We start from the raw sequence: 14,671 nt of genomic DNA, 5'->3' as shown, positions 1-14,671 counted from the left end.
CGCGGGCGCTGCGGTGGTCACGGCGTGCGCGCCAGCACCAGGGCGCCGACATGCGCCACGCCAGCCTCGCGCAGGGGCGCGGCGGCGGCGTGCAGCGTGGCTCCGGTGGTCATCACGTCGTCCACCAGCAGCACGCGGCGACCGGCCAGCTGCTGCGCGCGCAGCGGCTCGAGCACAAAGGCACCGCGCAGGTTGCGCAGGCGCTGCGCGCGCGTGAGCTGCGCTTGTGCCTCGGCCTCGCGCGTGCGCAGCAGCAGGTCGGGCCGCACATGCGCGCCGGCCAGCCGGCGTGCCAGCAGCAGCGCCTGGTTGTAGCCGCGATGACGCAGCCGCCCGGGCGCCAGCGGCACGGGCAGCACCCAATCGGCCTGCTCCAGCAGCTCTTGCGCACCCGGCGTCTGGCGAATCAGCGCGGCGAGTGCCGTGGCCCAGCCCGGATCGTCCTGGAATTTGAATTGCGCCAGCAACTGTGACCACGGGTAGCCGTAGTCCACGGCGGCCAGGCAGGCGTCCAGCGGCGGCGGGTGCAGCAGGCACTGCCCGCATTGCGCCACGCCGCCATGCACCACGCAGGCGCAGGTGGCGCAGCGCGCCAGCCGCGGCGCAAAGCGCGCGCAGCAGGCCGCGCACAGGCGTTGCGCCGGCCAGGCATGGCAGACGGCGCATTGGCTGGGCAGCCGGGCGCCGAGGGCCGCCAGGGTCGCCAGGCCCCGGCGCCATATCCCTGCGGGGCGCGTGTCAAGCATAGGCTCAATATACTCGCCGCCATTTGCGTCCCGCCATGTCAGAACAACGTCCGCCCACCATAGACCCGGTTGCCGCCGCGCGCTGGCATGCCATGGTCTCTGACGAATCGCCATGGCTGCACGAGGAGGTGGCGCGGCGCATGCAGGACAGGCTGCAGTGGATGGTGAATGCGCCCACCGCCTGGTGCGACTGGGATCCGTTGCGCGGTGGCATGCAGGGCCATGCGCTGGTGAGCGAGCGCTTTGCACAGGCCGCGTGCCAGATCCACGAAACCTCTTCGCCCCAGGGTGAGGCGCTGGCGCGCGAACGCCTTGCCAGGCGCTGGTGGAGCCCGGCGCGCTGGATCGCCAACGCGCCGCGCTTTGGCCAGCCCGAAGCCGCCAGCGTGCAGATGTTGTGGTCCAACATGGCGCTGCACATGACCGCGGATCCGCAGGCCCTGGTGACGCAATGGCACCGGGCGCTGGCGGTGGACGGCTACCTGATGTTCTCCTGCCTGGGGCCGGACACGCTGCGCGAGCTGCGCGCCCTGTATGCCGAGCTGGACTGGCCCGCGCCCGGCCATGCGCTGACCGACATGCACGACTGGGGCGACATGCTGGTGCATGCCGGCTTTGCCGAGCCCATCATGGACATGGAGCGCATCACCTTGACCTTTGCCACGCCCCAGCGCCTGCTGCAGGAGCTGCGCGGCCTGGGGCGCAACCTGCACCCGCAGCGCTTTGCGGCGTTGCGTGGGCGCAACTGGCGTGCGCGGCTGGAGCAGGCCCTGGCGCAGCGCCTGGCCGACGCAGGCGCGGACGGGCAGCTGGCCCTGACCTTTGAGATCATCTACGGCCACGCCTTCAAACCCGCGCCCCGTGTGCGCTTGGAGGGCAGCAGCGCCGTGTCGTTGCAGGACATGCGCGCCATGCTGCACGCGGGCCGTTCAGCCACGCGCTGAGTGCTCTGCGGCGCTGTTTGCGCCGTCAATGACCTCCATCAATGCGCGCTAGAATGAATTGTGATTGCAGAGTCGGAACTCTCCTGACGTGGTGAAGCCTGGGTGTTGCCAGGCGCATCTTGTCGCATCTTTTGAAGTTCTGAGGGCGCCATGCGTTGTCAGAACCTTTCTTGTGCGTCACTTCTTCACGCTGCTTCCCTGGGGCTAACGCGTATTGCGGGTGCTTTGCTGGCTGGGCATGCTGAAAGCGAACGAGAGAGTCCGTGCACTGGATCGTGGAGACAACAGGCTGCCTGGAAAGTGGTCTGGACTGATTGAAAAAATGCGGCAGTCGTGCACTGCCCCGTCGCTGGCGAATGCAGGTTCCATGCGGCAGGGGTGGCAGGTGGTCGCAAGGCTTTGCGCAGCGTCTGGCAACAGTGCACGCCGCAGGGGATTGGTCAACCGGAGCTAGAAAGACAAGAGAGAACCATGACAAGCATTTCCAACAAGCTGGCCTCCCCGTTGCTGGTAGCGCTCGCCTCCTGGGGCACGCTGGCCCATGCCGTGCAAGACCTGCCCGGCGGCCCGGCGGTAAACCAGCTGAACCTGCACCCACCCGTGACAAAGATCGCCGAGGCGCAGCATGAGCTGCACTGGATGCTGATGATCATCTGCACGGTCATCTTCATCGGCGTCTTCGGCGTCATGTTCTATTCGATCTGGCACCACCGCAAATCACGTGGTGCCAAGGCGGCGAATTTCCATGAATCCACCGCTGTCGAAATCACCTGGACGGTGATTCCCTTCCTGATCGTGATCGCCATGGCCGCGCCCGCCACCAAGGTCATCGTGGCGCAGAAGGACACGACCAACGCCGAGCTGACGATCAAGGTCACCGGCTACCAATGGAAATGGGGTTACGACTACCTGACTGGCGAGGGCGAGGGCATAGGCTTTCTCTCCACCCTGGATTCATCGCAGCGCGCCCTGTCCAGCGCCGGCACACCCCAGGGCGACAACTATCTGCTCAAGGTGGACAACCCGCTGGTGGTCCCGGTGAACAAGAAGGTGCGCATCATCACCACCGCCAACGACGTGATCCATTCGTGGATGGTGCCCTCCTTTGGGGTCAAGCAGGATGCCATCCCCGGTTTTGTGCGCGACACCTGGTTTCGCGCCGAGCAGGTGGGCGACTATTACGGCCAGTGCGTGGAGCTGTGCGGCAAGGAGCACGCCTACATGCCGATCCACGTGAAGGTGCTGCCGCAGGTGGAGTACACGGCCTGGGTGGCGGATCAGCAAAACAAGGCCGCCGCCAGGCGCGATGATCCGAACAAGGTCTGGGCGCTGGCAGATCTGCAGGCGCGGGGCGCCAAGGTCTATGCCGCCAACTGCGCGGCCTGCCACCAGGCCAACGGCAAGGGGGCCGGGCCCATCAAGGCGCTCGATGGCTCGGCCATCGTCAAGAACGCCAACCATGCGCCGCAGATTCAGGTTGTGCTCAAGGGCGCCGGCAATGGTGCCATGCCCTCCTGGGCCGCCTTGAGCGATACCGACCTGGCGGCCGTGGTCACCTATACCAAGAACGCCTGGTCGAACAAGACCGGCCAGCTGGTGCAGCCCGCCGAGATCGTGGCCCTGCGCGCCAAGTGAAACCCAAGGCCCAACGCAACGTATTGAGGATTCGACCATGAGCGCAGTTTTGGACAACCATGGGCATGCCGCCGGCCATGACGACCACCATCACCACCAGCCCACGGGCTGGCGGCGCTGGGTGTACGCCACCAACCACAAGGACATAGGCACGCTGTATCTGCTGTTCTCGTTCACCATGCTGATGATCGGCGGCGTGCTGGCGATGCTGATCCGCGCCGAGCTGTTCCAGCCCGGCCTGCAGATCGTGAACCCGGAGATGTTCAACCAGTTCACCACCATGCACGGTCTGATCATGGTGTTCGGCGCCATCATGCCGGCCTTCGTGGGCTTTGCGAACTGGATGATCCCGCTGCAGATCGGCGCCTCGGACATGGCGTTTGCGCGCATGAACAACCTCAGCTTCTGGCTGCTGGTACCAGCGGGCATCATGCTGGCGGCATCGTTCTTCATGGCCGGTGGCGCACCCGCCGGCGGCTGGACGCTGTATGCGCCACTGTCGGCGCAAATGCCCATGTCGCTGGACGCGGCCATTTTTGCGCTGCACATCATGGGCGCCTCGTCCATCATGGGTGCCATCAACATCATCGTCACCATCCTGAACATGCGCGCGCCGGGCATGACGCTGATGAAGATGCCCATCTTCTGCTGGGCCTGGCTGATCACCGCCTACCTGCTGATCGCCGTGATGCCGGTGTTTGCCGGCGCCATCACCATGACGCTAACCGACCGCCACTTCGGCACCAGTTTCTTCAACCCGGCCGGCGGCGGCGACCCGGTGATGTACCAGCATATCTTCTGGTTCTTTGGCCACCCCGAGGTCTACATCATGATCCTGCCGGCCTTCGGCATGATCAGCCAGATCGTGCCCACCTTCGCGCGCAAGAAGTTGTTTGGCTACACCTCCATGGTGTACGCCATTGCCGCCATCGCCACGCTGTCGATGATCGTCTGGGCGCACCACATGTTCACCACCGGCATGCCGGTCACCGGACAGCTGTTTTTCATGTACGGCACCATGCTGATCGCCATCCCCACGGGCGTGAAGGTGTTCAACTGGACGGCGACCATGTGGCGTGGCTCGATGACGTTTGAAACGCCCATGCTGTGGGCCGTGGGCTTCATCTTCGTGTTCACCATCGGGGGCTTCACCGGCGTGATTCCGGCCGTGGTGCCGGTGGACACGCAGATCCAGGACACCTACTACATCATTGCCCATTTCCACTATGTGCTGGTGGCCGGTTCGCTGTTCGCCATCTATGGCGCGTACTACTACTGGTCGCCCAAATGGTGCGGCGTGATGTACAACGAGACGCGCGGCAAGATCCATTTCTGGTGGTCGATGATCTCTTTCAACGTCACCTTCTTTCCCATGCACTTTCTGGGGCTGGCAGGCATGCCGCGACGCTATGCCGACTACCCGATGCAGTTTGCCGACTTCAACATGATTGCCTCCATCGGCGGCTTCTTCTTCGGTGCCGCACAGGTGTATTTTTTCTTCGCCGTGGTGCTGCCCATGCTGCGCGGCAAGGGCGACAAGGCGCCGCAGCGGCCCTGGGAGGGCGCCGAGGGCCTGGAGTGGGAAGTGCCTTCGCCGGCGCCGTTCCATACCTTTGAGGAGCCGCCCAAGCTGGACGCCACGGCGACCCGGGTGATTGGCTGAGCGCGGGCCGACAGGAGCAGTAGCGAGATGACGTCACAAGAGCAACGCAAGCGCAATGCCCGGCTCGGGCTGATGCTGGCTGCGGTGGCGCTGGCATTGTTTGTCGGCTTCATTGTCCAGCGGTATTTCGTGCTGGGCCATTGACGGCGGAGGCAGGCATGGCACGGCGCAGCGACAACCTCAGGATGCTCGGCAAGCTGCTGGTCGTGACCCTGGGCATGTTCGCCTTTGGCTATCTGCTGATTCCCGCCTACAAGGCGATCTGCGAGGCCACGGGCGTGAACATCCTCTCGCTCACCGAGCGCCAGGTCCCCGGCAATGGTGTCGCCGCGGACGAGGCACGTGCGCTGGTGAAGAACACTCAGGTGGACACCACCCGCACCATCACCGTCGAGTTCGATGCCAATGCCCGCGGCCCCTGGCAGTTCAAGCCGGCCAAGCGCAGCATGCAGGTGCACCCCGGCGAGATGGCGACCGTGCTCTACGAGTTCGAGAACGTGCAGGACAGGCGCATGTCGGCTCAGGCCATTCCCAGCTACGCGCCACGCCAGGCCGCGCCGCATTTCAATAAGCTCGAATGCTTTTGCTTCAGCCAGTACACGCTCGACCCCGGCGAGAAGAAGGAATGGCCGGTGGTGTTTGTGATCGACCCGCGCCTGCCCAAGGATGTGACGACGATCACGCTGTCCTACACCTTCTTTGAAGTGGGCGGCAAGATTCCGTCGGCGCCGCAATCGACGGCCGGGGCAGTGCAGACACCAGGGGCTGGGGCGTCATGACGGAAGCAGGAGATCGTCCGCCGGCGCGCCCCAGCGCATCTCTGTGGCGCACCATGCGCACCATTGCCTGGGCCTTGTTCGGGGTGCGCAATGCCGATCGGCATCGCCAGGATCAGGAATCGCTGCGGCCACTGCAGGTATTGGGCATGGGGCTGCTGGCCCTGGTTCTGCTGGTGCTGCTGCTCATGGCATTGGTCAATTGGCTGGTTTGACCGCGCCATCCGCAACGACAGAAGTTGGATAAACCGGAGACAGAGGAGCTGACATGAGTGCATCGATCCAGGGCGCCAAGCCGCCGTACTATTTTGTTCCCGCGCAGTCCAGCCATCCGGTGCTGGTCGCGGTGGGGCTGTTCTTCGTCATCCTGGGCGCCGCCATGTGGATCAACGGCCACGACTGGGGCAAGTATTCGTTCGCGGCGGGGCTGCTCTGGTGGCTGGTCGTGTTGTTCCGGTGGTTTCGCGAGGCGGCGCACGAAAGCGAGTCCGGCCTGTACGGGCGCAAGGTCGATGTGTCCTTTCGCTGGAGCATGAGCTGGTTCATCTTCTCCGAGGTGATGTTCTTCGGCGCCTTCTTCACGGCGCTTTGGTGGGCGCGTGCGCACTCGGTCCCGGCACTGGGCAGCCTGGAGAATGCCCTGCTGTGGCCGGACTTCAAGGCCGCCTGGCCCAGCGTGGTGGCCGGCGCCACGGCCTCGCCGGCCAACGTGGTGGATCCTTTCCAGACCGTGGGGCCGTTCTGGCTGCCGACCATCAATACGGCCCTGCTGCTGAGCTCTGGCGTGACACTGACCATCGCCCACCACGCCTTGCGCGAGGATCAGCGCAGCAAGGCCATAGGCTTCATGTGGATCACCGTGCTGCTGGGATTTACCTTCCTGTGTGTGCAGGCGTATGAGTACTTCCACCTCTATACCGACCTCAACCTCAAGCTCAGCTCGGGCATTTACGGCTCCACCTTTTTCATGCTCACCGGCTTTCATGGCTTTCACGTGTTCGTGGGCATGTTGATGCTGTTCTTCATCACGCTGCGCCTGCAAAACGGACATTTCACGGCCGAGCGGCATTTCGGTTTCGAGGGTGCCGCCTGGTACTGGCATTTCGTGGACGTGGTCTGGCTCGGGCTGTACATATTGGTGTACTGGATGTGAGCCATGCAAGCGCCGCAAAAAAAGCGCCTCAGGGCGCTTTTTTGCTTCAACGCATGACCGCTGGCAAACCCGTGGGCTGGATGTAGCCCAGCTTCCACGCCAGCAGCAGGCATAAAAACAGCACAATCGACAGGCCCACGCGCAGCGCCAGCGCGCGCGCCATGTGTTTGCTGCGCTGGCGGTCGTTGCCATCTCCGCGCATCATGAAAAACAGCGCCGATCCCAGGCTTGCGATGATGGCGAGAAACGCCAAGGCCACCAAAATTTTCATGGATCCCATTATCAGTCCCGCACAGGCTCGTTTCGGTTGGCGCTTCTGGCTGCTCACGCTGGCTGCGCTGGTGGCGATGGCGGTGACGGCCACGCTCGGGGCCTGGCAGTTATCGCGTGCCGCGCAGAAGCAGGCCTTGCAGGCCATGCTGGTCGCGCGCGAGCAAATGCCGGTATTGGTGGGCCGCGACCTGGAGCGGGCCCGGGTCGGTGGCGTGGCTGCCTTGCTGCAGCGCAACGTGCAACTGCAAGGGCAGTGGGTGCCTCAGGCCACGGTGTTTCTGGACAACCGCCAGATGCAGGGGCGGCCGGGTTTCTGGGTGCTGACGCCGCTGCGCCTGCCGGGCGAACAAGGCGTGGTACTGGTGCAGCGCGGCTGGGCGCCGCGCGATTTTCAGGAGCGTACCCGTCTGCCCGACGTTGTCACACCTGCCGGCAATGTGCAGATTCATGGTCATGTGGCCGCCGCAGTTGCGCGGCTGTATGAGTTTGCTCCGGCCGGCGAGGGCGAGGGGGCTTCGCGCATCCGGCAAAATCTGACCTTGGCTGCCTATGGCGCGGAGACCGGCCTGCCGCTGCTGCCCCTGGTGGTGGTGCAGACTGGCGGCGCCAGTGATGGGCTGCAGCGCGACTGGGCGCCTGCCGACAGCGGTGTCGACAAGCATTACGGCTACGCGTTTCAATGGTTCGGGCTTTCCGGCCTGGTGTTCATTCTTTATGTCTGGTTCCAATTTGTCCGACGTTTACCCTCCCTTGGCGGCAAGTCAGACGCCTGAGCCCACGGGGCAGCGGCCGCAGCGCGCGCGCCGCATAGGGCGCTGGCAGTTGCTGGGTGTGTTGCTGGTGTGCGCCGCGCCGGTGATTGCCTCGTATTTCACCTACTACGTGATCCGCCCGGAAGGACGGCGCAACTTTGGCGAGCTGGTCGAACCCCAGCGCCCCATGCCGGCCGAGGCCCTGGTGGTGGCGCTCGATGGCCAGCCGCGCAAACTGGGCGAACTGCGCGACCAGTGGTTGCTGGTCAGCGTGGGCGCTGCCGCTTGCGACGCAGACTGCCGCAACAACCTGTACCTGCAGCGTCAGATGCGCGAGGCCATGGGCCGCGAGAAGGAGCGCCTGGACTGGGTCTGGCTGGTCAGCGACGATGCCGCGCTGCCCGCGGACATCGCCCCGGCGCTGGAGCAGGCGACGGTACTGCGCGCCGATGACGCCATGCTGGCGCAGTGGCTGGCGCCGCAGGCGGGCCATGGGCTGTCCGAGCACCTGTATGTGGTCGATCCGCAGGGTCAGTGGATGATGCGCTTTCCGGCGCGCATGGACGGCGCCGGCGCGACCCAGGCCAGGCGTGACCTGGAGCGCCTGCTGCGCGCCTCCGCGTCGTGGGATCAGCCGGGCCGTGCCAAGGAGCAACCATGAACGACACACAAGCGCTCTACGATCTGGCGCCCATGCTTGAGGTCATGGCCCTGGGCCTGGTGATCGCCCTCGGCCCCCTGGCCTGGGTGTGGTGGAGGAGCCGCGGCAGCACGCCGGTGCGGCGCCTGCAGGCGCTCACGGTTCTCACTCTGTTCCTGACCTTTGACCTGGTCATGTTCGGCGCCTTCACGCGCCTGACGGACTCGGGCCTGGGCTGCCCCGACTGGCCGGGCTGCTACGGCAGCGCCAGCCCGGTGGGTGCGCATACCGAGATCTCCGCCGCACAGCAGGCCATGCCCACCGGCCCGGTCACGCATGGCAAGGCCTGGGTGGAGATGATCCACCGCTACCTGGCCACCGGCGTGGGCGTGCTCATTATTGCGCTCACCGTGGGCGCCTGGCGCCAGCGCGGCGCCAACCGCGTGCTCAGTCCCTGGTGGCCCACGGCGACGCTGGTCTGGGTCTGTCTGCAGGGGGCGTTTGGCGCGCTCACCGTGACCATGAAGCTGTTTCCGGCCATCGTCACGCTGCACCTGATTGGCGGCCTGGTGCTGCTGGCCCTGCTGTGCCTGCAGGCCGTGCGCCAGACGCAGCACACCAAGGGCGTGGCCCCCGTGGCGCTGCCAGGCGGCCTGCGCTGGTTGCTGGCTGGCGCGATGGCGCTGGTGGCGCTGCAAAGCGTGCTTGGCGGCTGGGTCAGTACCAACTATGCGGTGCTGGCCTGCACCACCTTTCCGCAGTGCCAGGGCAGCTGGTGGCCCGAGATGGCCTTCAGCGAGGGCTTCCAGATCTGGCGCGAACTGGGCCATCTGCAGGACGGCAGCCTGATCGGCTTTGCCGCCCTGACCGCCATCCACTACGTGCACCGCCTGGCGGCCTATGGCGTGCTGCTGGTGCTGGCGCTCCTGGTGTGGCGTCTGCTGCGCGCGCAATTGCTGCGCGACCAGGCGCGCTGGCTGGCGGGCCTGGGAGCGCTGCAGTTGCTCACCGGCCTGTCCAACGTGATCCTGGACTGGCCGCTGGTGGCGGCGGTGCTGCATACGGGCGGGGCGGCGGCGCTGGTGGTGGTGCTGACCTGGGCGCTGGTTGCCAGCCGCAGCGCCACGGCCGAGGCCAGGGCAGCCCATGTGCAGGCAAGGCAGCCGGCCGCAAAGAGGGTTTCTGCATGAGCCTGGCGCCCACCCCATCCCCCGCGCCGGCGCCCGCCGGCCCATTCGGCATGGCCGGTGCCGGGGCGCTGCCGTCGCGCCTGGCGCAGTTCTATGCGCTGACCAAGCCGCGCGTGGTGCAGCTCATCGTGTTCTGCGCCTTCATCGGCATGGTGCTGGCCGTGCCCGGCCTGCCCAGCCGCGCGCAGTGGGGGCTGATGGCCATCGCCAGTGCGGGCATCTGGCTCGTGGCCGGCGCGGCCGCGGCCTTCAACTGCCTGGTGGAGCGGCATATCGACGCCCGGATGAAACGCACCGCCTGGCGCCCCACGGCCAGGGGCGAGCTGTCCAACCGGCAGGCGCTGGCGTTCTCGGCCCTGTTGTGCACGGCCGGCTCGGCGCTGCTGTACTGGTGGGTGAATGCGCTGACCATGTGGCTCACCTTTGCCACCTTTGTCGGCTACGCGGTGGTCTACACCGTGATCCTGAAGCCGCGCACGCCGCAGAACATCGTCATCGGCGGCGCCTCGGGCGCCATGCCGCCGGTGCTGGGCTGGGCCGCCATGACGGGGGATGTGGGCGCCGAGGCGCTGATCCTGTTCCTGATCATCTTTCTATGGACGCCGCCGCATTTCTGGGCCCTGGCCCTGTACCGCGTGGAGGACTACCGCAAGTCCGGCCTGCCCATGCTGCCGGTCACGCATGGCAGCGAATACACGCGGCTGCAGGTGTTCTTGTACACGCTGATCCTGTTTGCCGGCTGCCTCATGCCCTTTGTCTATGGCATGAGCTCCTGGATCTACCTGGCCGCCGCCGTGCTGCTGGGCACGGGCTTTTGCCTGTACGGCTACTGGCTGTGGCGCGACTATTCGGATGCGCTGGCGCGCAAGACCTTCCGCTTCTCCCTGGTCCACCTGAGCCTGCTGTTTGCAGCGCTGCTGGTGGATCACTATGTGTTTTGATTTCCAACCATGTTGAAACGTAATACTCTTAAAAAGATAGCTATCGGCGCTTTATGGGTGGGCGCCGCAGGCATTTTTTCTGCTTGTTCTCCAAAGGGCCCCAAGTTCCAGGGCGTGGATCTGACGGGCGCCGAGTACGGGCGCGACCTGCCGCTGACCGATCAGTTCGGCAAGGAGCGCAGCATCAAGGACTTTGCCGGCAAGGTGGTGGTGGTGTTCTTTGGCTACACCCAATGTCCGGATGTGTGCCCGACCTCGATGTCGGAGCTCGCCGAGGTCAAGCGCTCGCTGGGCGCCGACGGCGACAAGCTGCAGGGCATCTTCGTCACCGTCGATCCCGAGCGCGACACGCCCGAGATGCTCAAGGGTTACATGGCCAGTTTCGACCCCAGCTTCATCGCCCTGCGTGGCACGCCCGAGCAGCTGGTGGCCGTGGCCAAGGACTTCAAGATCTACTTCAAGCGCGTGGATGGCCAGACACCGACGAGCTACACCATGGACCATTCGGCTGGCAGCTATGTCTACGACACCAAGGGCCGCTTGCGTGTCTACCACCGCTACGGCGCAGGTGCGCAAAGCCTGGCCGCGGACGTGCGCGCGCTGCTCGATGAAGGGCGCTGACCCGCGCCTATTCCGCCCGGATGGCCTGCTCGCGGATCACGCGGCCCATGGCGGCCGTGTCGGCACGCATGCGGTTGGCCAGCCCTTCGCTGGATGAACCCACGGCCTGCCAGCCCTGCTGGAACAGCTTGGCCCGCACCTCGGGGCTGCGCGCGATCTCGCTGATCAAGGCGGACAGCCGTGCGCGCACCGGCGCCGGCATGGCGGCCGGAGCGGCAAAGGCGTTCCAGATTTCCAGCTGAAAGTCGCGCACCCCGGCCTCGGCCAGGCTGGGCACATGGGGCACCAGCGCGCTGCGCCCGGCCGAGGTCACGCCCAGCAGGCGCAGCTTGCCGGCGCGCTCCTGGGCCTGCGCCAGGGCCGGTGGCAGCAGTGCCATCTGCAACTGACCGCCCAGCATGGCGGTCGCCACCTGCGGGTAGCCGGGGTAGGGGATATGCACCGGCGCCATGCCGGTGCGCGCCTTGAGCAGCTCGGTGCCCAGATGGCCCACCGTGCCCACGCCCGGCGTGCCATAGCTCCAGCGGTTGCCGGCCTGGCGCGCGGCCTGCAGGAACGCGCGCGCGTCGCTGGTCGCATCCCCCAGGCCCACGGGCGCCGCCAGCACCAGCGGCGACACGCCAACCAGCGACAGCGGCGCCAGATCCTTGTCGGGGTCGTAGGGCAGGCGCGGGTTGAGCAGCCTGGCAATCGTTAGGTTGCCGTTGATGAACAGGCCTATGGTGTGGCCATCGCGCGCCCTGGCCACGGCGTCTGCCCCAATGTTGCCGCCCGCGCCCACCTTGTTCTCCACGATCACCGGCTGGCCCAGGGCCTGGGCCAGCGGCTCGGCGAAGGTGCGCGCCGTCAGGTCGGGCGAGGAGCCCGGCGGAAAGCCCACGACGATGCGCAGGGGCTTGGTAGGCCAGGAGGGCATTTCCGGCGCAGCGCCCTTGTCGGCGGCCCCGGCGGAGCCGCAGACCGTCGCCAGAGCCAGTGCCAGCAGGTTGCGGCGGGTGGAGTAGTAGCGAAACATGGGAATACTCCTGGAACAACAAAAGCGCGCGGCCCGTGTGGGCCGCGCGCCTGGATTATCTGCCGTGGCGGCAAGTTGCTCAGGCGTATTCGACCAGCGCCTGCTTCATCTTCTTCATCGCCGCCACCTCGATCTGGCGGATGCGCTCGGCGCTCACGCCGTATTCGGCGGCCAGTTCGTGCAGCGTCATGCCGCCAGAGCCATCGTCGTTCACCTGCAGCCAGCGCTGCTCGACGATGCGGCGGCTGCGCGCGTCCAGGCTTGCAAGCGCAGTGGCAATGCCGTCGGTGGCCAGCTGGTCGCGCTGGCGCGACTCGATCATGGCCGTGGGTTCATGGGCCGCGTCGGCCAGGTAGGCAATGGGGCCAAAGGCCTGCTCGCCGTCGTCACTGGGTGCGGGATCGAGCAGCACATCGCCGCCGGCCATGCGCGTTTCCATCTCGATCACCTCTTCGCGCTTGACGTTGAGCTGCTCGGCCACCAGATCAATCTCGTGCTCGGACAGGGTCTCGCGGTGCGTGTCGGCGTCAATGGCGTCGGCCTTGAAGCCATGCTTCATGGAGCGCAGGTTGAAGAACAGCTTGCGCTGGGCCTTGGTGGTCGCCACCTTGACCATGCGCCAGTTCTTCAGGATGTACTCGTGGATCTCGGCCTTGATCCAGTGCATGGCGTAGCTCACCAGGCGCACGCCCTGGTCGGGGTCGAAGCGCTTGACGGCCTTCATCAGGCCCACGTTGCCCTCCTGGATCAGGTCGCCATGCGGCAGGCCATAGCCCAGGTACTGGCGCGAGATAGATACCACCAGCCGCAGGTGCGACATCACCAGGCGCCCGGCAGCCTCGACATCGTTGTCGTCCTTGAGCTGGCGTGTAAAGCGCTGCTCTTCTTCGAGCGTCAACAGCGGCAGGCGGTTGACGGCGGAGATATACGCATCCAGATTGCCCAGCGGTGGCACCAGCGCCCACGGGTTCGCGGGTGCCAGGGTCGTCACGGCGGATGCAGACTGGAGAGCCATATCAGAAGTCCTTTCTTGCATGGGGTTCATGTTAGCACTCTCTGTGATCGAGTGCTAAAGCCAAAGTTCCACGGCCTGTATGGGAAAGATCTCGCGTCGCTTGTCATGGGGGAATGTCCCGTGTCGCGGACGTGACTGGTGGCGGTGCAACCTGCTTTCACGGCCATAAACTGTGCCGTTAGCCCCTTATGACAACCAAAGGAGACAAGATGATCAGCTATGACGTGATCGAGTGCGGCCAGCCCCTGGTCAAGAGCGAGCGTGCCACGCCCCGGCCGGTGGGCGACCAGGTGCTGGTGCGCATCGAGGCCGCGGGTGTGTGCCATTCCGACCTGCACATCTGGCATGGCTCCTACGACCTGGGCCATGGCAAGAAGCTGTCCATGGCCGACCGTGGCCTGAAGCTGCCGCTGACCATGGGCCACGAGATCGCTGGCGAGGTCATCGCCGTGGGCGACGCCGTGCAGGGGGTCACCGTCGGCAAGCGCTACGTGGTCTTCCCCTGGCATGGCTGCGGCGAGTGCAGCGTATGCAAGCGTGGCGACGAAAACCTGTGCCTGGCCGGCAAGTCCATGGGAGTGTTCCAGCCCGGCGGCTATGCCGACCATGTGCTGGTGTCGCACGCGCGCTACCTGGTGGACATTGGCGACATGCCGCCGGTGCAGGCCGCGCCCTATGCGTGCTCGGGCCTGACCACCTACAGCGCGTTGAAGAAAATCCCGCCCCAGGTGCTGCGCGATGAAAAGCTCGTCCTCATTGGCGCTGGCGGCCTGGGCTTGATGGCCATCGGCCTTGCCAAGGCCATGGGCAGTACCGGCGTGATCGTTATCGAGCCCGACGAGACCAAGCATGCCGCAGCCATGCAGGCCGGCGCCCTGGCCGTGTTCAACCCCCGGCAGGACGGCTATCTGGCCCAGGTGCGCCAGGCCGCCGGTGGCGCCGTCTGGGCCGTCATCGACTGTGTGGGCTCCAGCCAGACGGTGCAGGCCGGCATCGACATGCTGACCAAGGGGGGGCAGCTGGTACAGATCGGCCTGTTTGGCGGTCATATCGACCTGCCCACGCCGTCGATGGCCCTGCGCGCCATCACCTACCAGGGCACCTACGTGGGCAACCTGCGCGAGCTGCAGGAGCTGATGCAGCTGGTCAAGGACAAGCAATTGCAGAGCGTGCCCACCACCTGCATGCACTTCAGCAAGGCCTTCACGGCCCTGGTGGCGCTGGAAGAGGGCAAGGCCGTGGGGCGGCAGATTCTGACGCCAGAGGGCGCCTGAAACCTTGCCTGGCCATTGCAAACGACAACAAAG

At 65.8% G+C, this 14,671-nt stretch carries 17 protein-coding genes; 13 read left to right on the top strand and 4 right to left on the bottom strand.

Annotation, left to right across the window (positions count from 1 at the left end; genetic code table 11):
- Positions 1-17: 17 nt before the first annotated feature.
- A complete protein-coding gene (locus P4826_RS08825) occupies positions 18-746 on the bottom strand; it encodes a ComF family protein (RefSeq protein WP_317703468.1) in 729 nt (242 codons plus the stop codon).
- Between the two features lie 35 nt (positions 747-781).
- Here P4826_RS08825 and P4826_RS08820 point away from each other — a divergent pair, with 35 nt between their 5' ends.
- The 7 genes from P4826_RS08820 to P4826_RS08790 all read left to right on the top strand — a co-directional run bounded on the left by P4826_RS08820 (position 782) and on the right by P4826_RS08790 (position 6,917).
- On the top strand, positions 782-1,690 hold the full coding sequence (locus tag P4826_RS08820; RefSeq protein WP_317703467.1) for a class I SAM-dependent methyltransferase: 909 nt from the start codon (positions 782-784) through the stop codon (positions 1,688-1,690).
- A gap of 471 nt (positions 1,691-2,161) precedes the next feature.
- Positions 2,162-3,325: a cytochrome c oxidase subunit II gene (gene coxB / locus P4826_RS08815; RefSeq protein WP_317703466.1), complete on the top strand. Its 1,164-nt coding sequence runs from the start codon at positions 2,162-2,164 to the stop codon at positions 3,323-3,325.
- Positions 3,326-3,362: 37 nt separating this feature from the next.
- Positions 3,363-4,988, top strand: a complete 1,626-nt coding sequence (gene ctaD, locus P4826_RS08810; RefSeq protein WP_317703465.1) for a cytochrome c oxidase subunit I — start codon at positions 3,363-3,365, stop codon at positions 4,986-4,988.
- A 27-nt stretch (positions 4,989-5,015) separates the two neighbouring features.
- Positions 5,016-5,132 carry a cytochrome oxidase small assembly protein gene (locus P4826_RS08805; RefSeq protein ID WP_317703464.1) on the top strand — a complete coding sequence of 39 codons (117 nt, stop codon included), beginning with the start codon at positions 5,016-5,018 and terminating at the stop codon, positions 5,130-5,132.
- A gap of 14 nt (positions 5,133-5,146) precedes the next feature.
- Positions 5,147-5,767, top strand: coding sequence for a cytochrome c oxidase assembly protein (locus tag P4826_RS08800; RefSeq protein WP_317703463.1), 621 nt, complete (start codon positions 5,147-5,149; stop codon positions 5,765-5,767).
- Complete coding sequence (locus tag P4826_RS08795) at positions 5,764-5,979, top strand: DUF2970 domain-containing protein (RefSeq protein ID WP_317703462.1); 216 nt, start codon at positions 5,764-5,766, stop codon at positions 5,977-5,979. Before P4826_RS08800 ends, P4826_RS08795 begins: the two co-directional genes overlap by 4 nt.
- A gap of 53 nt (positions 5,980-6,032) precedes the next feature.
- The gene (locus tag P4826_RS08790; RefSeq protein WP_317703461.1) at positions 6,033-6,917 is read left to right on the top strand and encodes a cytochrome c oxidase subunit 3; all 885 of its coding nucleotides are present in this window, start codon (positions 6,033-6,035) and stop codon (positions 6,915-6,917) included.
- Positions 6,918-6,963: 46 nt separating this feature from the next.
- Here the strand turns inward: P4826_RS08790 and P4826_RS08785 are convergent, their stop codons facing one another.
- On the bottom strand, positions 6,964-7,197 hold the full coding sequence (locus tag P4826_RS08785) for a twin transmembrane helix small protein (protein ID WP_317703460.1): 234 nt from the start codon (positions 7,195-7,197) through the stop codon (positions 6,964-6,966).
- Between P4826_RS08785 and P4826_RS08780 the strand changes: the two genes are divergently transcribed.
- Genes P4826_RS08780 through P4826_RS08760 form a run of 5 tightly spaced genes read left to right on the top strand, consistent with a single transcriptional unit; the run spans position 7,187 to position 11,334 of the window.
- Positions 7,187-7,963: an SURF1 family protein gene (locus P4826_RS08780; RefSeq protein WP_317703744.1), complete on the top strand. Its 777-nt coding sequence runs from the start codon at positions 7,187-7,189 to the stop codon at positions 7,961-7,963. The two genes, P4826_RS08785 and P4826_RS08780, sit on opposite strands and share 11 nt — an antisense overlap.
- Positions 7,905-8,603, top strand: coding sequence for an SCO family protein (locus P4826_RS08775; RefSeq protein WP_317703459.1), 699 nt, complete (start codon positions 7,905-7,907; stop codon positions 8,601-8,603). Before P4826_RS08780 ends, P4826_RS08775 begins: the two co-directional genes overlap by 59 nt.
- Positions 8,600-9,772, top strand: a complete 1,173-nt coding sequence (locus tag P4826_RS08770) for a COX15/CtaA family protein (protein WP_317703458.1) — start codon at positions 8,600-8,602, stop codon at positions 9,770-9,772. Before P4826_RS08775 ends, P4826_RS08770 begins: the two co-directional genes overlap by 4 nt.
- Positions 9,769-10,713: a heme o synthase gene (gene cyoE, locus P4826_RS08765; protein ID WP_425605247.1), complete on the top strand. Its 945-nt coding sequence runs from the start codon at positions 9,769-9,771 to the stop codon at positions 10,711-10,713. Before P4826_RS08770 ends, cyoE begins: the two co-directional genes overlap by 4 nt.
- Before the next feature lie 9 nt (positions 10,714-10,722).
- Entirely contained in the window at positions 10,723-11,334 is a 612-nt protein-coding gene (locus tag P4826_RS08760) for an SCO family protein (RefSeq protein ID WP_317703457.1), read from the top strand.
- A 7-nt stretch (positions 11,335-11,341) separates the two neighbouring features.
- Here the strand turns inward: P4826_RS08760 and P4826_RS08755 are convergent, their stop codons facing one another.
- Both P4826_RS08755 and rpoH read right to left on the bottom strand, forming a co-directional pair.
- Entirely contained in the window at positions 11,342-12,349 is a 1,008-nt protein-coding gene (locus P4826_RS08755) for a Bug family tripartite tricarboxylate transporter substrate binding protein (RefSeq protein WP_317703456.1), read from the bottom strand.
- 79 nt (positions 12,350-12,428) lie between these two features.
- Positions 12,429-13,364, bottom strand: a complete 936-nt coding sequence (gene rpoH, locus P4826_RS08750; RefSeq protein WP_317703455.1) for an RNA polymerase sigma factor RpoH — start codon at positions 13,362-13,364, stop codon at positions 12,429-12,431.
- Between the two features lie 209 nt (positions 13,365-13,573).
- On the opposite strand from rpoH, the gene P4826_RS08745 reads away from it, so the two are divergent.
- Positions 13,574-14,638, top strand: a complete 1,065-nt coding sequence (locus P4826_RS08745) for an alcohol dehydrogenase (protein WP_317703454.1) — start codon at positions 13,574-13,576, stop codon at positions 14,636-14,638.
- Positions 14,639-14,671 lie beyond the last annotated feature (33 nt).

Origin of the sequence: Diaphorobacter limosus (genome assembly GCF_033100095.1) — a bacterium.
Lineage (GTDB): Bacteria > Pseudomonadota > Gammaproteobacteria > Burkholderiales > Burkholderiaceae_C > Alicycliphilus > Alicycliphilus limosus.
Note: the sequence above shows the minus strand (reverse complement) of the source record. Positions and strands in the feature narration are given on the sequence as shown.

Excerpts from the sequence above, each read along its gene's own strand:
- coxB (WP_317703466.1), top strand. The coding sequence starts at position 2,162 with ATGACAAGCATTTCCAACAAGCTGGCCTCCCCGTTGCTGGTAGCGCTC.
- P4826_RS08770 (WP_317703458.1), top strand. The coding sequence starts at position 8,600 with ATGAACGACACACAAGCGCTCTACGATCTGGCGCCCATGCTTGAGGTC.
- P4826_RS08785 (WP_317703460.1), bottom strand. The coding sequence starts at position 7,197 with ATGGGATCCATGAAAATTTTGGTGGCCTTGGCGTTTCTCGCCATCATC.
- P4826_RS08825 (WP_317703468.1), bottom strand. The coding sequence starts at position 746 with ATGCTTGACACGCGCCCCGCAGGGATATGGCGCCGGGGCCTGGCGACC.
- P4826_RS08820 (WP_317703467.1), top strand. The coding sequence starts at position 782 with ATGTCAGAACAACGTCCGCCCACCATAGACCCGGTTGCCGCCGCGCGC.
- P4826_RS08745 (WP_317703454.1), top strand. The coding sequence starts at position 13,574 with ATGATCAGCTATGACGTGATCGAGTGCGGCCAGCCCCTGGTCAAGAGC.
- P4826_RS08790 (WP_317703461.1), top strand. The coding sequence starts at position 6,033 with ATGAGTGCATCGATCCAGGGCGCCAAGCCGCCGTACTATTTTGTTCCC.
- P4826_RS08805 (WP_317703464.1), top strand. The coding sequence starts at position 5,016 with ATGACGTCACAAGAGCAACGCAAGCGCAATGCCCGGCTCGGGCTGATG.
- rpoH (WP_317703455.1), bottom strand. The coding sequence starts at position 13,364 with ATGGCTCTCCAGTCTGCATCCGCCGTGACGACCCTGGCACCCGCGAAC.
- cyoE (WP_425605247.1), top strand. The coding sequence starts at position 9,769 with ATGAGCCTGGCGCCCACCCCATCCCCCGCGCCGGCGCCCGCCGGCCCA.
- P4826_RS08775 (WP_317703459.1), top strand. The coding sequence starts at position 7,905 with ATGTCTGGTTCCAATTTGTCCGACGTTTACCCTCCCTTGGCGGCAAGT.
- P4826_RS08755 (WP_317703456.1), bottom strand. The coding sequence starts at position 12,349 with ATGTTTCGCTACTACTCCACCCGCCGCAACCTGCTGGCACTGGCTCTG.
- P4826_RS08800 (WP_317703463.1), top strand. The coding sequence starts at position 5,147 with ATGGCACGGCGCAGCGACAACCTCAGGATGCTCGGCAAGCTGCTGGTC.
- ctaD (WP_317703465.1), top strand. The coding sequence starts at position 3,363 with ATGAGCGCAGTTTTGGACAACCATGGGCATGCCGCCGGCCATGACGAC.
- P4826_RS08795 (WP_317703462.1), top strand. The coding sequence starts at position 5,764 with ATGACGGAAGCAGGAGATCGTCCGCCGGCGCGCCCCAGCGCATCTCTG.
- P4826_RS08760 (WP_317703457.1), top strand. The coding sequence starts at position 10,723 with ATGTTGAAACGTAATACTCTTAAAAAGATAGCTATCGGCGCTTTATGG.
- P4826_RS08780 (WP_317703744.1), top strand. The coding sequence starts at position 7,187 with ATGGATCCCATTATCAGTCCCGCACAGGCTCGTTTCGGTTGGCGCTTC.